Annotated in this window: 13 protein-coding genes and 1 riboswitch; of the genes, 2 read left to right on the top strand and 11 right to left on the bottom strand. The window is 69.9% G+C overall.

Features of this window, described 5'->3' with window-relative positions:
• Window positions 1-48: 48 nt before the first annotated feature.
• Window positions 49-1473 (bottom strand): pentapeptide repeat-containing protein, encoded by a 1425-nt coding sequence (locus ABZ470_RS34750; protein WP_362916745.1) that lies wholly within the window; start codon window positions 1471-1473, stop codon window positions 49-51.
• 161 nt (window positions 1474-1634) lie between these two features.
• Here ABZ470_RS34750 and ABZ470_RS34745 point away from each other — a divergent pair, with 161 nt between their 5' ends.
• Both ABZ470_RS34745 and ABZ470_RS34740 read left to right on the top strand, forming a co-directional pair.
• Complete coding sequence (locus ABZ470_RS34745; protein WP_362916743.1) at window positions 1635-4007, top strand: ExeM/NucH family extracellular endonuclease; 2373 nt, start codon at window positions 1635-1637, stop codon at window positions 4005-4007.
• Window positions 4008-4406: 399 nt separating this feature from the next.
• Window positions 4407-4778 (top strand): thioredoxin domain-containing protein, encoded by a 372-nt coding sequence (locus ABZ470_RS34740; RefSeq protein WP_352009322.1) that lies wholly within the window; start codon window positions 4407-4409, stop codon window positions 4776-4778.
• 75 nt (window positions 4779-4853) lie between these two features.
• On the opposite strand, the gene ABZ470_RS34735 is transcribed toward ABZ470_RS34740, so the two are convergent.
• The 10 genes from ABZ470_RS34735 to ABZ470_RS34690 form a co-directional block, all read right to left on the bottom strand.
• Window positions 4854-6185, bottom strand: coding sequence for a class II 3-deoxy-7-phosphoheptulonate synthase (locus ABZ470_RS34735; protein ID WP_352009323.1), 1332 nt, complete (start codon window positions 6183-6185; stop codon window positions 4854-4856).
• Window positions 6186-6321: 136 nt separating this feature from the next.
• Window positions 6322-7524, bottom strand: a complete 1203-nt coding sequence (locus ABZ470_RS34730) for an FAD-dependent oxidoreductase (protein WP_362916741.1) — start codon at window positions 7522-7524, stop codon at window positions 6322-6324.
• A 101-nt stretch (window positions 7525-7625) separates the two neighbouring features.
• Window positions 7626-8507 carry an aldose 1-epimerase family protein gene (locus tag ABZ470_RS34725; RefSeq protein WP_362916739.1) on the bottom strand — a complete coding sequence of 294 codons (882 nt, stop codon included), beginning with the start codon at window positions 8505-8507 and terminating at the stop codon, window positions 7626-7628.
• Between the two features lie 10 nt (window positions 8508-8517).
• On the bottom strand, window positions 8518-9525 hold the full coding sequence (locus tag ABZ470_RS34720; protein WP_352009468.1) for a LacI family DNA-binding transcriptional regulator: 1008 nt from the start codon (window positions 9523-9525) through the stop codon (window positions 8518-8520).
• A 32-nt stretch (window positions 9526-9557) separates the two neighbouring features.
• A complete protein-coding gene (locus tag ABZ470_RS34715) occupies window positions 9558-10979 on the bottom strand; it encodes a GH1 family beta-glucosidase (RefSeq protein ID WP_362916737.1) in 1422 nt (473 codons plus the stop codon).
• A complete protein-coding gene (locus ABZ470_RS34710) occupies window positions 10976-11809 on the bottom strand; it encodes a carbohydrate ABC transporter permease (protein WP_362916735.1) in 834 nt (277 codons plus the stop codon). The genes ABZ470_RS34715 and ABZ470_RS34710 overlap by 4 nt, the downstream gene beginning before the upstream one ends.
• Entirely contained in the window at window positions 11806-12774 is a 969-nt protein-coding gene (locus ABZ470_RS34705) for a sugar ABC transporter permease (protein ID WP_362916733.1), read from the bottom strand. Before ABZ470_RS34705 ends, ABZ470_RS34710 begins: the two co-directional genes overlap by 4 nt.
• A gap of 86 nt (window positions 12775-12860) precedes the next feature.
• Window positions 12861-14195 carry an ABC transporter substrate-binding protein gene (locus ABZ470_RS34700; protein WP_362916731.1) on the bottom strand — a complete coding sequence of 445 codons (1335 nt, stop codon included), beginning with the start codon at window positions 14193-14195 and terminating at the stop codon, window positions 12861-12863.
• Window positions 14196-14590: 395 nt separating this feature from the next.
• Window positions 14591-15289 (bottom strand): CHAP domain-containing protein, encoded by a 699-nt coding sequence (locus ABZ470_RS34695; protein WP_362916729.1) that lies wholly within the window; start codon window positions 15287-15289, stop codon window positions 14591-14593.
• 15 nt (window positions 15290-15304) lie between these two features.
• A riboswitch (cyclic di-AMP (ydaO/yuaA leader) is annotated at window positions 15305-15442 on the bottom strand.
• Between the two features lie 384 nt (window positions 15443-15826).
• Window positions 15827-16699, bottom strand: coding sequence for an oxidoreductase (locus tag ABZ470_RS34690; RefSeq protein WP_362916727.1), 873 nt, complete (start codon window positions 16697-16699; stop codon window positions 15827-15829).
• Window positions 16700-16830 lie beyond the last annotated feature (131 nt).

Genomic DNA, 16830 nt, shown 5'->3' with positions numbered 1-16830 from the left:
CTTCTCCGAGCCCGGGAAATCGCCGATTCCGGGAAAACGGACAGACCGTTACGGCGACAACTGGATGGAGGGGTGCGGCGTCCTCGGTGCGCTCGCCCGGCGGGCCGAGTGCGAGGCCGAACCCATCAGCAGGCTGCCCACGGTGATCGCCGCCAGCAGGGCGAACCAGCCGACGACCCGTCCCATCCGCAGGCCGTACCCGCTGATGATCCAGTGCAGCGACAGCAGCCAGCGGCCGGAGGAACGGCTGGTCGCACGGCGCATCTCCATGGCGCCGAAGGCGAAGTCGGCAGCGGTCGCCTTGTCGTCGATCCCGGCGCGCAGCCGCGAGTACAGGACGGCGAGGCGGTGCGGCGCGGGCACGTCCTGCTCCTCGTCCGACCAGCCGCGCCAGGCGTGCTCGTCGGCCAGCGTCCGCCGGAGGGTCCACCAGCGCAGCGGCGGCCAGTGCGGCGTGATCCGCACGCCGCGCGGGGTCGTGGCGAACACGCAACCGGTCAGCCTGAGCCGTTCCGGGGTGCGGATGCCGGTGAAACGGCAGGTGCTGAGATCGACGGCGCTCAGCTGGAGCGCCTCCGCCTCAAGCCCGCGCACGGAGGTCACCGCGGCCGCGCCGTTCCCGCTGACCGTGGCCTGGCCGCGCAGCGTCGCCTCTTCGAGGTCGGCGACCGCGCCGTCCAGCCGCACGCTCAGACGGCCCGTCACCCGGATACGCCGCAGGTCGACCGGGCAGCCGCGGACCGTCAGGTCGAGGCCGTTGCCCGCCCACGCCCCGGCGAGGGTGAGACGGCGGCCGACCGAGACGGGGGCCAGGTAGCCACCCGCCCAGAACCGTGTCGCCTCGAACCCGGCCAGACCGCCGAACTCCGTCCTCCTGAAGGAGACCGCCCTGCCGAACCGGCAGCCGCGGAAGGTCACATCCCCCTGGAAGAGGGTGCCGTCGAAGGTGGCGAAGTCGTGGAACTCGGCCCCCTCGAAGGAGACGGTCCGGGCGAACCTCGCCGAGCCGAACAGGGCGTCCCGGCCCGCGGACACCCGGTCGAAAGCGGCGTGCCCGGCGACGTGGACGCCGTGCAGGGAGACCTCCCTGACGAACTTGACCTCCCTGAAAGAGACGTTTCCGGCGAACCTTGCGCCGACGAACGAGGCCAGGCGATGGAAGCGAGCCTGGTCGAAGGAGACGTCCCCGCTGAAGACGACGTCGCAGAACCTGACGTCCTCGGGGAAGACGGCCAGGTCGAACCTGGCCCTGCCGAGACGCCCACGGGTCGGGGCGAGGACTCGTTCCAGCAGGTCCTTGCCGATGACGGTGCCCCGCAGATCGATCGCGGAGCCGGGGGAGAGGCCGCGGAGGACCTCGTCGAGCTCGTGATGCTCCAGATGGGCCAGGCAGCGCCCGTACGGCTGCCGGGCCGATCCCGCGCACTCAGGGGAGGCGGCGCAGGTCATCCAACCCACGTCCAGAGTTCTCATAAAACAGTGATACCCCAGACGAAGCCTTACGTGAGATCTACGTCATAGCAAGCTATAACTGATGCCTTTAGTCAGCACTTAGTGTCAAGATTCGTTGATTTCACCATCTGGCCATTTCTAAGTAAGTGTCGGCAGATCAAACCGGTTCTACGCTCCGCCTCATGCGTGCCTTATCCCGAGTCATCTCCGCTCTGGCCGTCCTCGGCACCGCCGCGGCCACGGTCACCGCCCTCCCCCCGGCACCCGCCCTGGCCGAACCGGGAACCGTCGTCATCAGCCAGGTCTACGGCGCGGGCGGCAACAGCGGCGCACCACTCGCCAACGACTTCGTCGAACTGTTCAACCGGAGCTCCACGCCGGTCGCACTGGACGGCTGGTCCGTCCAGTACGGCAGCGCGACCGGCACGGGGAACTTCGCCGCCAACCCCGTCGTGCCGCTGTCCGGCACGCTGGAACCCGGCCGCTACCACCTGGTCAAACTCGCCGGGGGAGGCGCCGGCGCCCCGCTGCCCGCCCCGGACACGACCGGGACGGCCAACATGAGCGCGACCTCGGGCAAGGTCGTCCTGGTCCGCTCCGCGCAGGGACTGGCCTGCAACGGCGGCTCGACCCCCTGCTCACCCGAGCAGAGCGCCCTCATCGCCGATCTCGTCGGGTACGGCACCGCCGACTACGCCGAGGGCGCTCCGGCCCCCGCCCTGTCCACGACCACCGCGGCCCTGCGTGCCGGCCACGGCTGCGCCGACACCGACGTCAACGGCACCGACCTGGTGAGCGCGTCCCCCGCGCCGCGCAACGGGACCACGGCCGCCGCGCCGTGCGGCACCCCGGAGCCCACCCCCACCCCCACGCCGACTCCCACCCCCACGCCGACTCCCACCCCCACGGCCAGTCCCACGGTCACGCCGACCGGGGAGCAGTGCCAGACGCCCGAGACCCACCCGATCGCCCAGGTACAGGGCAGCGGGGACACCAGCCCGCTGGCGGGCCGGACCGTACGCGTCCAGGGCGTGGTGACCGGCGACTTCCAGCGGGCCGACCAGCTCGGCGGGTTCTTCCTGCAGGACCCCACCCCCGACGCCGACCCCGCCACCTCGGAAGGCCTGTTCGCCTACGCCCGTGACACGTTCAAGGACGTCAAGGCCGGCGACCGGGTGCTGGTCACCGGCAAGGTCGTGGAGTACAACGGCTGGACCGAGCTCTCACCGGTCACCGCCGTCGACGTCTGCGGCACCGGCACCGTCACCCCGGCCAGGCTGAGCCTGCCGCGCGCCGAGGGATCGACCCTCGAACCCGTCGAGAGCATGCTCGTCACCGTCACCGGGCCGCTGACCGTCACCGACCACTACAACCTGGGCCGTTTCGGCGAACTCACCCTCTCCTCGGGAGGACGCCTGTTCCAGGCCACCGACAGGACCGGCGTGGACGAGGCCGCAGACCGGCGCCGCAGCCTGCTCCTCGACGACGGCTCGACCAGGGAGAACCCGCAGACCATCCCCTACACCGACCCGCGCGTCGTCCGCCTCGGCGACACCACGCTCGGCGCCACCGGCGTCCTGGGGTACGGCTTCGGCGTCTACCGCCTCCAGCCGACCAAACCGGTCACCTTCCTGCGGACCAACCCCCGCCTGCCCGCGCCGCCGCCGGTGTTCGGCAACGTCAGGGTGGCCAGTCTCAACACCCTCAACTGGTTCACCACCCTGGGTTCACGCGGTGCGGACACCACCGAGGAACAGCAGCGGCAACTGACCAAGCTGGTCGCCACGCTCAAGGGCCTGAACGCCGACGCAGTCGGCCTCATGGAGGTCCAGAACAACGGCCAGACCGCCGTCCAGGCACTGGTCGACGCGCTCAACGCCGAAGTGGGCGCGGGCACCTACGCCGCGCTGACCCACCCCAACCCGGGCACCGACCTGATCCACGTCGCGGTGATCTACAAGCCCGCCAGGCTCAGGCCCGTCGGCCCGGCCCGCTCCTCGGCTGACCCCGTCTTCAGGCGGCCTCCGCTGATCCAGACCTTCCGCCGGGTCCGGGGCGGCCAGCCGTTCACGATGGTCGTCAACCACTTCAAGTCGAAGGGCTGCGACGCGGCCGCCACCGGTCCCGACGCCGACCTGGGCGACGGCCAGGGCTGCTACAACGGCGAACGCGTCCGCCAGGCCAAGGCGACGCTGGCCCTCGTCGAGAGCCTCAGGCTGCCCAACGCGCTGGTGCTCGGTGACCTCAACGCCTACGGCGAGGAGGACCCGATCGACACGCTGGAGGCGGGCGGGCTGACCAGCCTCAGCAAGAGGTTCGTCCCCGCGCCGCTGCGCTACAGCTACCTCTTCGAGGGTCGCAGCGGAGAACTCGACCACGCCCTGGCGGGCCGGGGCCTGCTCAGGAAGGTGACCGGCACGACCATCTGGCACGTCAACGCCGACGAGAGCCGCATCCTCGACTACAACACCGAGTACAACCCGCCTCGGCTCTACCGGCCTGACGCGTTCCGGTCCTCGGACCATGATCCTTTGGTGGTCGGGCTGATGTTGTGATTCTTTGCGCCGCCTGGTTGTGTCTCCTTGCGCCGCCTGGCGGCGTCGCGGGTTGTGTCTCCTGGCTCCGCCTGGCGGCGTCGCGGGCAGTGTCTCTTTGCTCCGCCTGACGGCGTCGCGGGCTTGGGCGCTTTCGAGTCGATGTCTTCCCTCGTCGTTCGTCCGCTCCGCTCCCTCACTCCTCAGTCCAGACACCGACGCGCCCAAGCCGAAACCCCTCACACACGGCACCGGTAAGGCCAAGATCGAACCCCTCGCGTCCGGTACGGCGGCGTTCGGATCGGCACCCTTGAACGGGGGTGGTCCGGGCGTCGCCGGAGTGGTCGCCGGGATGGAATGTCCGGGGGAGGGAAGTGGTTATGCGAGCCATACAAGACGTGACGACAAGAGGAGCCACAGGTGGCGACCATTGAGGTAACCGAGAAGAACTTCAACGAAATCGCCGACGAGGGGATCGTCCTGCTGGACTTCTGGGCGTCCTGGTGCGCGCCGTGCCGCACGTTCGGGCCGATTTTCGAGAAGTCCTCGGAGAAGCACGGCGACATCAAGTTCGGGAAGATCGACACCGAGGCCGAGCAGGGGCTCGCGCAGGGCTTCGAAATCACCTCGATCCCCACGGTCATGGCCATCCGGGACGGCATTGTCGTCTTCGCTCAGCCCGGGGTGCTGCCCGCGCCCGCCCTTGAGGACCTCATCGGTCAGGTCCGGGCGCTCGACATGGACGCGATCCGCGCCGAGCTGGCCAACGAGCTCCGCGCGCAGAAGGACTGACCCCGAAACGACGAAGGGTCCCGCACCACAGGCGTGGGACCCTCGTGTGCCTCGCGGCGAACCGCAGCTCAGGGCTCAGGAGGAGCGGTAGAGCTCCGCGACCCGGAAGGCCATGTCGAGCGACTGGCTCCGGTTGAGGCGGGGGTCGCAGGCCGTCTCGTAGCGCAGCGCCAGGTCGCCCTCCGCGACCTCGTCGGCGCCGCCCACGCACTCGGTGACGTCGTCGCCGGTGAACTCGATGTGGATGCCGCCCGGGTGGGTGCCGAGGTCCCGGTGCACCTCGAAGAAGCCCGCGACCTCGTTCAGCACGTCGTCCAGGCTCCGGGTCTTGTGACCGCTGGGGGCCTCGAAGGTGTTGCCGTGCATCGGGTCACAGATCCAGGCGACCTGGGCGCCGTTCGCGGTGACCTTCTCCACCAGCGCGGGCAGGTGCTCGCGGATCTTGGAGGCGCCCATCCTGGTGATGAAGGTCAGGCGGCCGGGCTCGTTGTCGGGGTTCAGCTTCTCGACCAGCGCCAGGGCCTCCTCGGCCGTCGTGGTCGGGCCCAGCTTCACGCCGATCGGGTTGCGGATGCGGGAGAAGAACTCCACGTGAGCGCTGTCGAGCTGGCGGGTGCGCTCGCCGATCCAGACCATGTGCGCCGACACGTCGTACGGTTGGCCGGTCCTGGAGTCGATCCTGGTCAGCGCCCTGTCGTAGTCGAGGATGAGCGCCTCGTGCGAGGAGTAGAACTCCACGCCGTGGAACTCCGCCGGGTCGGCACCGCAGGCGTGCATGAACGCCAGCGCCTGGTCGATCTCCCCGGCCAGCCGCTCGTAGCGCTTGCCCGCGGGGGACTCGCTGACGAAATCCTGGTTCCAGGCGTGCACCTGCCGCAGGTCGGCGTAGCCGCCCTTGGTGAAGGCGCGGATCAGGTTCAGCGTCACGGCGGAGGAGTGGTAGGCGCGCAGCAGCCGTCCCGGGTCCGGCAGACGCGACTCAGGGGTGAAGTCGAGACCGTTGACCATGTCGCCCCGGTAGGCGGGCAGCTCGACGCCGCCGCGCACCTCGGTTCCCTTCGAACGGGGCTTGGCGAACTGCCCCGCTATCCGGCCGATCTTCACCACGGGGACCCTCCCCGCGTAGGTGAGCACGATCGCCATCTGCAGCAGCGTCTTCAGCTTGTTGCGGACGGTGTCGGCGGTGGCGCCGGCGAAGGTCTCGGCGCAGTCACCGCCCTGCAGCACGAAGGCCTCGCCTCGCGTCACCGCCGCGAGTTCGGCCTTGAGGTTGTCGCACTCCCCCGCGAAGACGAGCGGGGGAAGTGCGGAGAGTTCGGCGACGACCTTGTCCAGCTCGCCGCGGTCGGGCCACTCGGGCTGCTGCGCCGCGGGAAGCTCCCGCCAGGAATCGAGGTAGTTGCTCACGACATACCAGGCTATTGCAACCTCGTGGGCGAACCCACCTCAACGTCCACAGATTGAGAACCTCTTTGTCACTGTGGAAGACGTCGCGGTGCCTGTCGGTAGGGGACCGTGGGCTCGGCGGAGATCCGTTGCGGGCTCACGAGGGGCTCTTGACGTGTTCGGGAAGGACACCGAGGCCGATGAACCGGCGGGTCAGGGCGCCGACCACCGGAAGGTGGGACAGGTCGCGTGGCAGCAGCTCCGGGGCGTCCCGCCCGTTCAGGGCCGGCCGGATCAGCCGGTCCTGCACCACCCGCTGGGCGAACTGGGTCACCACGGTCGGCACCGTACGGCGGCGCTGGATCCTGGCCAGCAGCGACTCGGGGATCTCCGCGCCGGAGGCCAGCGGCCCGGCCAGCAGGTTGGCCGTGGCGACGGCGTCCTGCACGGCCAGGTTGATGCCGACGCCGAAGACCGGCGACATGGCGTGCGCGGCGTCCCCGATGACGAGCAGGCCTGGCCGGTGCCAGCGGCGCAGCCGGTTGAGCGCGACCGAGAGCACGCTGACGTCGTCGAAGCCGGTCAGCAGCCCGGTACGGCCCGCCAGGAACGGCAGCAGGTTCGCCACCTGTTCCCGCAGCGTCTCGATCCCGGCCGCCCGCAACTCCTCGAAGCCGCCCTTGGGGATGGCGTAGGCCAGCTGCCAGTAGGTTCCCCGGTCGATCACCACCATGATCCGGCCCGAGGACAGGCGCAGGAACGTCTCGTCCGGGTCGCTCTCCTCGCGCGGCAGCCGGAACCACACCACGTCCATCGGCGCGCCGTGTTCGATCGGGACGAGCCCGGCGGCACGCCGTACGTCGGAGTGGCGCCCGTCGGCGGCCACGGTCAGCGTGGCTCGAAGCTCGTGCTCGCCGTCGGGGTCGCGGTAGCGGACCCCGCGCACCGCGTTCCCCTCCCGGATCACGCCGTGCACCTCGGCGTTCATGAGGAGACGGAAGGTGGGGTAACGCGCGGCGGCGGTGGTCACCAGGTTGAGGAAGTCCCACTGCGGGACGAAGGCGATGTAGCCATACTCGCCTCCCAGTTTGGACAGGTCGGCGACCGGAACCGTCCCCTCGTCGGTGTGCACGGCCATGCCGTACGCCTTGTGGTGCGGCAGCCGCAGGAACTCCTCGGCCAGGCCGATCTCGTGCAGGACCTGCAGGGTCGAGGGGTGGATGGTGTCGCCCCTGAAGTCACGCAGGAAGTCGGAGTGCTTCTCCAGCAGCGTCACCTGGACGCCGGCTCTGGCCAGCAACAGCGCGAGTACGGCCCCGGCGGGACCGCCCCCCGCGATCACACACGTGTTCCGAGTCATAATTCATCACCCAATGAAATTGTCGCACAACGGGGTCGCCAAGGAAACCGTCCCCCGGAGTCCGGTACGGCACGCGTTGGATCAAGGGTGGGGAAGAGGCCTCAGAGCGGGGAGATCGTCCAGGAGGTCTCGGTCGTCTCGCCCGGCTGGAGCACGATCAGGTCGGTGCCCGAGTTGAAGGCGTCCGGCGGGCAGGTCATCGGCTCGACCGCCAGCCCCCGATAGCCGGACCCGGTGCCGCCGCACACCTGCGCCCACGGCAGGACCGAGGCCCGCCAGCTCACCTCGACCCCGCCTTCCGGGCCGCGTACCCGCACCCTGGTCAGGCCGTCCGCCCCGGGCCTCAGACCGGTGAAGGTGTGGTCGACGACCGTGCCGCCGAGCCGCCTGGGCTCCCTGAAGTCGTACGGTGTGCCGGAGACGTCCTCAAGGGAGGCGGGCAGCATCCGCTCGTCGGGCAGCAGCACCCTGTCCGCGGGCACCAGCAGCTCGTACTCCCCGGCGTCCTCGCCCGCCAGCAGCCAGGGATGCGGCGCGCAGCCGTACGGCGCGGCGTGCTCACCGGTGTTCTCCGCGGTCAGTGTGGTGGTCAGCCCGCCGGAGGTCAGATGGTGGAGCACCCGCAGGGCCAGGGCGAACGGGTAACCGGGCACCGGGGTCACGGTGTGCGCCAGCCGTACGTGGGCGGGGCCGATCTCGACCGGTGACCACCTGACGTCGGCGACCAGCCCGTGCAGGGCGTTGCCCCGGGACTCCTCGTTCGCGGCGAGGCGGTGGGTCACGCCGCCGAAGGTGTAGCGCGCCCCGCCGACCCGGTTGGGCCACGGGGCCAGCAGGGTGCCGCTGTAGAAGGGGACGGGCCCCTCCGGCGGCCAGTCCGCCACCAGGTCGCGCCCGTCGTGCCTGAGCACGCGCACGGCCGCCGCGAACTGACTGATCTCGGCGTACATGTCGCCGTCACGAAGGATGAACTGCCTGGGCACGACTGTCCTTTCAGGCGGAGGCCCGCTCGACCAGATGCGTGTCGAGGATCACGACCGGCTGCTCCAGGTGCTCACCGTTGATGCGGGCGACCAGGAGGTGGGCCATCTGACGGCCCATCGCCTCGGTCGGCTGGTGCACGCTGGTCAGCGGGGGAGAGGAGTGGGCTCCGGCGGGGGAGTCGTCGAACCCGATCACCGCCACGTCGCCGGGGACGTCCCTGCCCTCGTGCCGCAGCACCCGCAGCGCGCCCAGCGCCATCGGGTCGGAGGCGGTGAAGACCGCGTCCAGATCCGGGTGCTCGGCCAGGAGCCCGCACATGGCCCGCGCGCCGCTGTCCTCGCTGAAGTCGCCGTAGGCCACGATCTCCGGCACACCCGTGGCGATCAGCGCGTCGCGGTAGCCCGCGAGCCGGTCGACGCCGACCCCCATGTCCTGCGGGCCCGCGATGGTGGCGATCCGCCTGCGGCCCCTGCCCAGGAGGTACTTCACCGCCTGCCTGGCCCCGGCCCTGTTGTCCACGTCGACGTAACAGTAGGGGTCGAGCCCGACGGGCTTGCCGCCGATGACGGTCGGCACGCCCATCTCCTCCAGCCTGCCGGGCAGCGGGTCGGCCCCGTGCAGCGAGATCAGCAGCACCCCGTCGACGTGCTGGCCCGTCAGGTAGTGCTCAAGACGGTCGTGGTCCTGCCTGGACTGGGCCATCGCCAGGATCAGCTGCAGGCCCGTCTCCGAGAGCGCCGAGCCGATGCCGCGGATGGTCCCGGCGAAGTAGGGCTCGTCGAAGACCCGCAGTTCCGACTCGGAGACGACCAGCGCGACGGTGTCCGTGCGCCGGGTGACCAGGGTACGGGCGGCCCGGTTCGGGACGTAGCCCAGCTCCCTGATCGCCTGCTGCACCGCGTCGCGAGCCCTCTCGCTCACCTTCGGCGAACCGTTGATCACCCGGGAGACCGTGCCGCGCCCGACTCCGGCCAGGGCCGCGACCGCCTCAAGGGTCGGACGACGGTCGCCGTTCATGTTTCTCGCCCCCATGAAAGATTCTCCGGACTTCATTGTGCAGGACCGGTCAGGCCTCCACGCCTGATTGTCTCGGCATACCAAAGGGCGCTCTCCTTGGGAACTCTGCGCTGCGTCGGGTAGTCGACGCGCACCAGCCCGAAGCGCTTGCCGTACCCCCAGGCCCACTCGAAGTTGTCCAGCAGCGACCAGGCGAAGTAGCCGACGAGCGGCGCCCCCTGCCCGATCGCGGCGTGGCAGGCGCGCAGATGGGCCTCGATGTAGTCCCTGCGCTCCGGGTCCCGCACGAAACCGCCGGCGTCGGCGACGTCGTCGAAGGCCGCGCCGTTCTCGGAGACCACCAGGGGGATCCGGGGGTAGTCCCCGGCGACCCGCAGCAGGACCTCCCGCAGCCCGTCGTGGTCGATCTCCCAGCCCATGCCGGTCACCGGACGCCCGCTCCCGGCGAACGAGACGTGCTCGCTGCCCACCCAGGGCGAGCCGGTGTCCGTCGGCGCCGCCGCGGCCGAGACCGCGCCCCCCGGGGCCCCGGAGACGGTGAACCGGCTGTAGTAGTTGATCAGCAGCATGTCCATCGGGGCGGAGATGACCCCCATGTCCCCCGTCTCAGCGAGCCCCTCGGCGGCCTCCCCGAGGTCCGCCAGGACGTCCGCCGGATACTCCCCCCTGAGCAGCGCGTCCAGGAAGAGACGGTTCTGCAGGCCGTCGATGCGGCGGGCGGCGTCCAGGTCGGCCGCCGAGCGTGTCAGCGGAGAGACGGCGTAGAGGTTCACGCAGCCGCCGATCCGGCTGCCGGCCCGCTGGGCGCGCATGGCCGCCATGGCCAGCCCGTGGCCGAGCAGCAGGTGGTGGGCGGCCAGGACCGCCCGCGCGGGTTCCCGCCGCCCTGGGGCGTGCTCCCCGGAGGCGTAGCCGAGGAAGGCCGCGCACCACGGCTCGTTGACCGTGCTCCAGTTGCGCACCCGGTCGCCGAGCGCGTCGTGTACGGCCGCCGCGTAGTCGGCGAACCGCAGGGCGGTGTCCCGCGCGGGCCAGCCTCCCGCGTCCTCAAGGGCCTGGGGCAGGTCCCAGTGGTAGAGCGTCACCCACGGGTCGATCCCCTGGCCGAGCAGTTCGTCGACCAGCCTGCGGTAGAAGTCGAGCCCCCGCTGGTTGACCGCCCCCACGCCGTCCGGCTGGACGCGCGGCCAGGAGACGGAGAAGCGGTAGGCGCCCAGGCCGAGCCGGGCCATCAGCCGGACGTCGTCGCGGTAGCGGTGGTAGTGGTCGACGGCGACGTCGGCGTTCTCACCGTTCACCACCCGCCCCGGCAGGCGGGCGAAGGTGTCCCAGATGGACCTGCCGCGCCCGTCCTCGGAGACCGCGCCCTCGATCTGGTAGGCGGAGGTCGCCGCCCCCCAGGCGAAGCCCTCCGGGAACCTCAGTTGCTGATCCTGTGTCTGCTGCGTCGTCATGCCTTGACCGCACCTTCCATGAGGCCGCCGACGATCTGACGGCCGAACACGACGAAAACAATGAAAAGAGGCAGGACCGAGACCGCCGTGCCGGTGAACAACATGACGTAGTCGGTGCCGTGGGCCTGGTTGAGCGCGGCGATCGAGGTCTGCACCACGGGGTTGTCCGGGTCCAGCACGATCAACGGCCACATGAACTCGTTCCAGGTCTGCATGAAGACAAGCAGCGCCAGTACGGCCATGCCCGGCCTGAGCGCGGGCAGGATCACCCGGGCGTAGACGCCCGCCGTCGAGGCGCCGTCGACGCGGGCGGCCTCGACCAGTTCGTCCGGCACCGCCTGGGAGGCGTACTGGGTCATCATGAAGACCCCGAACCCGTTGACGAGGAAGGGCAGGATCACCGCCTTGAGCCGGCCGGTCCAGCCGAGGGTCACCATGAGCTCGTACAGCGGGACCACGCCCATCTGCTGGAGCGGGACCATCATCGTCACCAGGATCAGCCCGAGCAGCGCCCGCCCGCCCCGGAAACGCAGCTTGGCGAAGGCGAACCCGGCCAGCGTGGAGATGAACACGACCGAGACGGTCACGGTGACCGAGACGACGGCCGAGTTGACCAGGCCGGTGAGGAAGTGGGCGTCCTCGGCCGCGAGCAGCCGGGCGACGTTCTCCCCCAGGTGGCCGCCGGGCAGCAGCGGCGGGGGAACGTCGATCGCCTCCTCGTTGGTCCGGGTGGCCATGACGAACATGTAGTAGACGGGAAAGGCGGAGATCACGACGGCGAGGGCGAGCGTGGCCCTCGTCAGCGGTCCAGCGTCCCCTGGGCGGCTCATCCGGCGCCTCCGATGCGGCGGGTGAGCAGGTGGTTGACGAGCGTGCCGAGCAGGATCAGCACGAACAGCAGCCAGGCGGCGGCGGAGGCGTACCCGAGGTCGAAGTCACGGAAGGCCTCCTTGACGACGAACATCGCCACCGTCTGGTACTGGCCGGTCGCCCCGCCGCTCATCGTCGGGTTGCCGTCGAACATGACGGGCTCGGTGAACAGCGTCAGGCCGCCGATGGTCGAGACGAACACGGTGAAGACGATCGTCGGGCGCAGCATCGGGACGGTGATCCGCCAGAACTGCCGTCTGGCGCTCGCGCCGTCGAGGGAGGCCGCCTCGTACAGGTCTCCGGGGATGGTCTGCATGGCGGCCAGCAGGATGATCGCGTTGTAACCGGTCCAGCGCCAGTCGACCATCGTGGAGATCGCGATCCACGCGGACCACTTCTCGTTCTGCCAGCTGACCGCGTCGACTCCGAAGAGGCCGAGGAACCAGTTGACCATGCCGTAGTCGCGCCCGTAGAGCTGGGTGAAGACGACGGCGACCGCGACGACGGAGGTCACCAGCGGCAGCAGCACGCCCATGCGGAGGGCGAGCCTGCCCCGGATGCGCTTGTTGAGGGCGTTGGCCAGCAGCAGCGCCAGCACGAGCTGCGGGACCGTCGAGAGGACGAACATCCCGAGCGTGTTGACCACCGCGTTCCAGAAGGCCTCGTCGGCGACCAGGGACAGGTAGTTGCCCGCCCCCACGAAGGCCCTGTCCCCGGCGAGCTCCCAGTCGTGCAGCGAGACCCACAGGGTGTAGCCGAGCGGGAAGACCCCGAAGAGGACGAACAGCACGAAGTACGGCGAGACAAAGAGATAGGGGGTGACCAACAGGTCGAACCTGGCGAACAGCGCGCCGTCCCGTCTCCGTACGGCGGGCGGGCGCTCACCGGGCCCGGCCTGGGCCGGGGCTGCGGCGTGCGGGGTCATCGATCGGCCTTTCGGGGGGCTTTCCTGGCTGGTTTCTCTGTGGGCCCCACCGGTCCCGGGGCGGCGGGACCGGTGGGGGAAGCGGATCAGCCGGCCGCCTTGACCCCGGCGTCGAGGAACCTCTGCCAGGCCTGGTCGTAGGGGACCGAGCCCTGGTCCATGCCCTCAAGGATCTTCTCGACCGCGGTCTTCACCTGGGCGTGCTTCTCACCCAGGAAGACCGGCTGCAGGTTCTCGACCGACGCGCCGAAGATCCGGCCGGTCGGCGCGTCGTTGAAGAACGGGTTCCTCAGGTCGCCGACCGCCGGGTCCCGCTGGGTGGGCAGGGAGCTGGGGAAGGCGGCGGCCTCCTGGAAGGCCATGATCTGGCCTCCCTTGCCGGTGAGGTAGTTCACCACCTCGGCGGCCTCCTTCGGGTGCTTGCTCTGCCTGGGCACGGCCAGGTAGGAGCCGCCCCAGTTGCCCGCGCCTCCCGGCACCGTCGCGACGTCCCACTTCCCCTTGCCGGGCTCGCCCGCGGCGCCGGAGACCACGCCGAGCATCCAGGCGGGGCAGCCCATCGTGGCGAAGCCGCCCTTCTTGATGGCGGCGTTCCAGGGCGGGGTGAAGGAGGCCAGCTTGGCGGTGAGCCCGGCCTCGCTGAAGCTCCTGACCGTGTCGAAGGCGGTCTTCACGGCGGGGTTGGTGTCGATGACGAGCTTGTTGGACGTGTCGATGTAGGTGATGTCGCCGTTCCTCTGCGCCTCCTGGGCGAGGATCACGTTGTAGAGGGTGTTCGGGCCGTCCAGAAAGCGCGGCGCGTCCTTTCCGGGATTGGCGGCCTGGAACCTCCTGCCGACGTCCATGAAGGACTTCCAGTCGGGCCAGAGCCTGCCGACCTCCTCGCGGTCCGTGGGCAGGCCCGCCTTCTCGAACAGGTCGGTGCGGTAACACATGGTCATGCCGCCGATGTCGGTGCCGAGAGCGAACAGCTTGCCCTCGGCGTTGACGCCGTTGTCCCACTTGGCAGGGGGGAAGTCGGCCTTGCGGCCTCCGAGGCCATACTGCCCGAGGTCGGTGAAGAACTGCGGGCGGGCCTTCATCAGGCCCATCGCGCCCTCGTCCAGGGCGACCACGTCGGCCGCGCCGCTGCCCGCCTGCAACCGCTGGAGCAACTGGGGCAGGTAGACGTCCTCGAAGCGGTCGGTCAGGTTCTGGTATCTGATCTGGATGCCGGGATGGGCGGCGTTCCAGGCCTGGGCGGCCTTGTCGTAGCCGAAGTTCTCGCCGCCGCCGAAGGTGTGCACGGTGACGACGACCGGTTCGGCCGCCGTGGACGCGGGCCCGTCCGTCCCGCCGGAACCGCACGAGGTCAAGGCCAGCGCCGCGGCCGTGACCGTCGTGACCGCGGCGAGCCTGCCGCGCCGCCTGTGGTTCAACATTCCGGACCCCTCTCAGGTCGTTCGCCCGAATCGGTGGGAGGTGTCGTCACGGGCCGGTCCCCGACAGACGCGGCTCTGCGACGAGGCGGTTCCTCAACGTATTGGGAGCGCTCCCACGAAGCGTGGCCGACGAGTTGACCGACGTCAATACGGCGAGACGCAACCGTTACCCCCCTCCGTTTCCATTGCGACTTATGGGCTCAAATGACCACAAAATGGATGCGCTTCTTTTTGGGAGCGCTCCCATATCGGCGGAGGGGCGGGACGCCGAAAGGGCCGTGGCTGGGGAGCCACGGCCCTTTCCGGATTCGGGGGATCACCGCCGCGGCGGGCGGGGAGTCCGCCGCGGATGGGGGTCCCGTACGGCGGGGGCCGTACGGAGGGAGGGGATGGGGTCAGCCGCTGTAGACCGGGTAGCCGTAGCCGACGACCTGGGAGGTCGGACGGATGCGCTGCTCGACCTTGCCGTTGCCGGTGTTGCCCTCGATCGTGGTGATCGTGCCGTTGCCGTTGTCCTGCTTCACGAAGCCGACGTGGTCGATCCCGTCGAGGTCCTTGCCGCCCTTCCAGTCGAAGTAGACGACGGCGCCGGGCTTGGGAGTGGTGCCCCAGTGGCCGTTGTCCCTGAACCACTTGGCGTGGGTGACGGTGTAGGCGTCCCAGCCCATGGTGGGGCGGATGCCGGCCTGCTCGCCGACCCAGGAGACGAACATCGCGCACCAGGGGGCGTTGGCGTAGTCCTGGATGCGGCCGCCGTCACGGGCGGTGGTCTCCTTGGCGCGCTCACTGGACATGTACCAGGAGTGGAACTTGGTGCCGCCGCCCTGGGCGTTCTCGCTGACGCCGATCTGCTGGGAGGCGATGTTCAGAACCTGCTGGGCGGTCACCTTGGGCAGGCGCTCGGCCGTGGTCTGGAGGCTGGTCTTGGCGGTGTCCGCGCTCGCGTTCCGGACGGTGGCGGACGTCTGCTCGGGGGTGTCCGCCAGGGCGGGTCCACCGGCGACGACTCCGCCGCTGAGGGCGATGGCGGTGCCGAGGATGACACGGGCCAGGTAGTGCGTCTTGGGGGTGGAGGTAAGGCGGTGCTTGGCCATGGGGTACTGCTCCTTGCGTCGCTTCCATGCCGCCTACCGGGTTAGCTGACGGGTTCGGACTGGAAAGTGTCCTACAGCGCGTATGCGCTGATTCACCCCAAAGGACCTGGGTCCCCGGTTCCGCGAGACTCGCGGATTCGGCGGCCGTGTCCATCAGGCGGATGTCCACCTGGTGGAGCACGGTCGGGCAATGTCGTGGCAATGCGCTGACCTGCGAAGGTCTGGGCGTTCGCCGCGAATTCGTTGAACGTACGTGAACCGGACAGACGATTACAAGTCCGACACATTGCCTTGGCTTGGGAATGGGCCCCGTTCGAGGGGGAAGACTGGGGCCTCGTCCACCCGGGACGATCTCCCTTTCGGTGACGCGATCCCCGGTGGGAGAGGGGATCGCGACACGACGGGCACGGTGAAGGGCAAGGGCAAGGACTTCGCGTGCCAGGTGAACGTAGATCTTTTGGCCGACCCCTCCTCCACCGGGTCAAGAGGGGGTCTCTTTACCCGTCCCGGCGGGGTCGCCCCTGCCCCCGGGGCCGGTCAGGGGCGTGACGTGAGCGCGGCGAACCGTACGCCCGTGAGCTCCTCGGAGACGATCCACAGCCGCCGCGCCAGGTCTTCGTCGAGAGCCCTGGGCGAAGGCGTCAGCGCCCTGGGGCCGGGGCCGACGTACGTGCCGCCGGCCACGCCGGGGTGGGTCGCGGCGTACAGGGAGGGGAGGGCCCCTTTCTCCGGAGCCTTGAGCGCCAGCCGCATGAAGGCGGTGACCGGCCGGGTGAACACGCCCGGCCGCATGATCGAGGTGGCCGTCGGCCCGGGATGGACGGCCAGGCTGAGCAGTTTGCCTCCGGCCAGGCGCTGTAGTTCGAGGGCGAACAGCAGGTTGGCCAGCTTGGACCTGCAGTAGGCGCCGAAGCGGCGGTAGCCGTTCTCCAGCCCCAGGTCGTCGAAGTCGATCCGCCCCATCGCGTGCGCGCCACTGGAGACCGTGACGACCCTGGCCCCCTGTCCGGCCAGCAGCCGGGGCAGTAGCGACCCGGTCAGGGCGAAGTGCCCGAGATGGTTGACGCCGAACTGGGCCTCGAAGCCGTCGGCCGTCGTCCGCCGTGGAATCATGGCGACGCCCGCGTTGTTGACGAGGAGGTCGATCGGCCGGTCAAGGTCGTCCGTGAACGCCCGCACCGAAGCGAGATCGGCCAGGTCAAGGCCTCTGATCTCGGCCCGTCCCTCCGGGGCCGCCGCCCTGACCCTCTCCAGCGCCACCCGCCCCCTGGCCCGGTCGCGCGCGGTCATGATCACCTCGGCGCCTCGCCGGGCGAGGTGCAGGGCGGTCGCCAGCCCTATCCCGCTGCTGGCACCCGTGACCAGTGCCGTGCTGCCGGACAGGTCGGGAATGTCATCAGCGGTCCACATGATCGGCGTCTCCGGGGCCAGCTGTACGAAACGGTTTCGTACACTACGGTAGATCGTCACGAGTACGACCCGCAAGAGGGCATATTCGTGTGTTCACCCGTAGTTCCCGGCGCCGTAAGACGTCCGGGTTA

Source organism: Streptosporangium sp. NPDC020072, assembly GCF_040631445.1.
Taxonomy (GTDB): domain Bacteria; phylum Actinomycetota; class Actinomycetes; order Streptosporangiales; family Streptosporangiaceae; genus Streptosporangium.
Note: the sequence above shows the minus strand (reverse complement) of the source record. Positions and strands in the feature narration are given on the sequence as shown.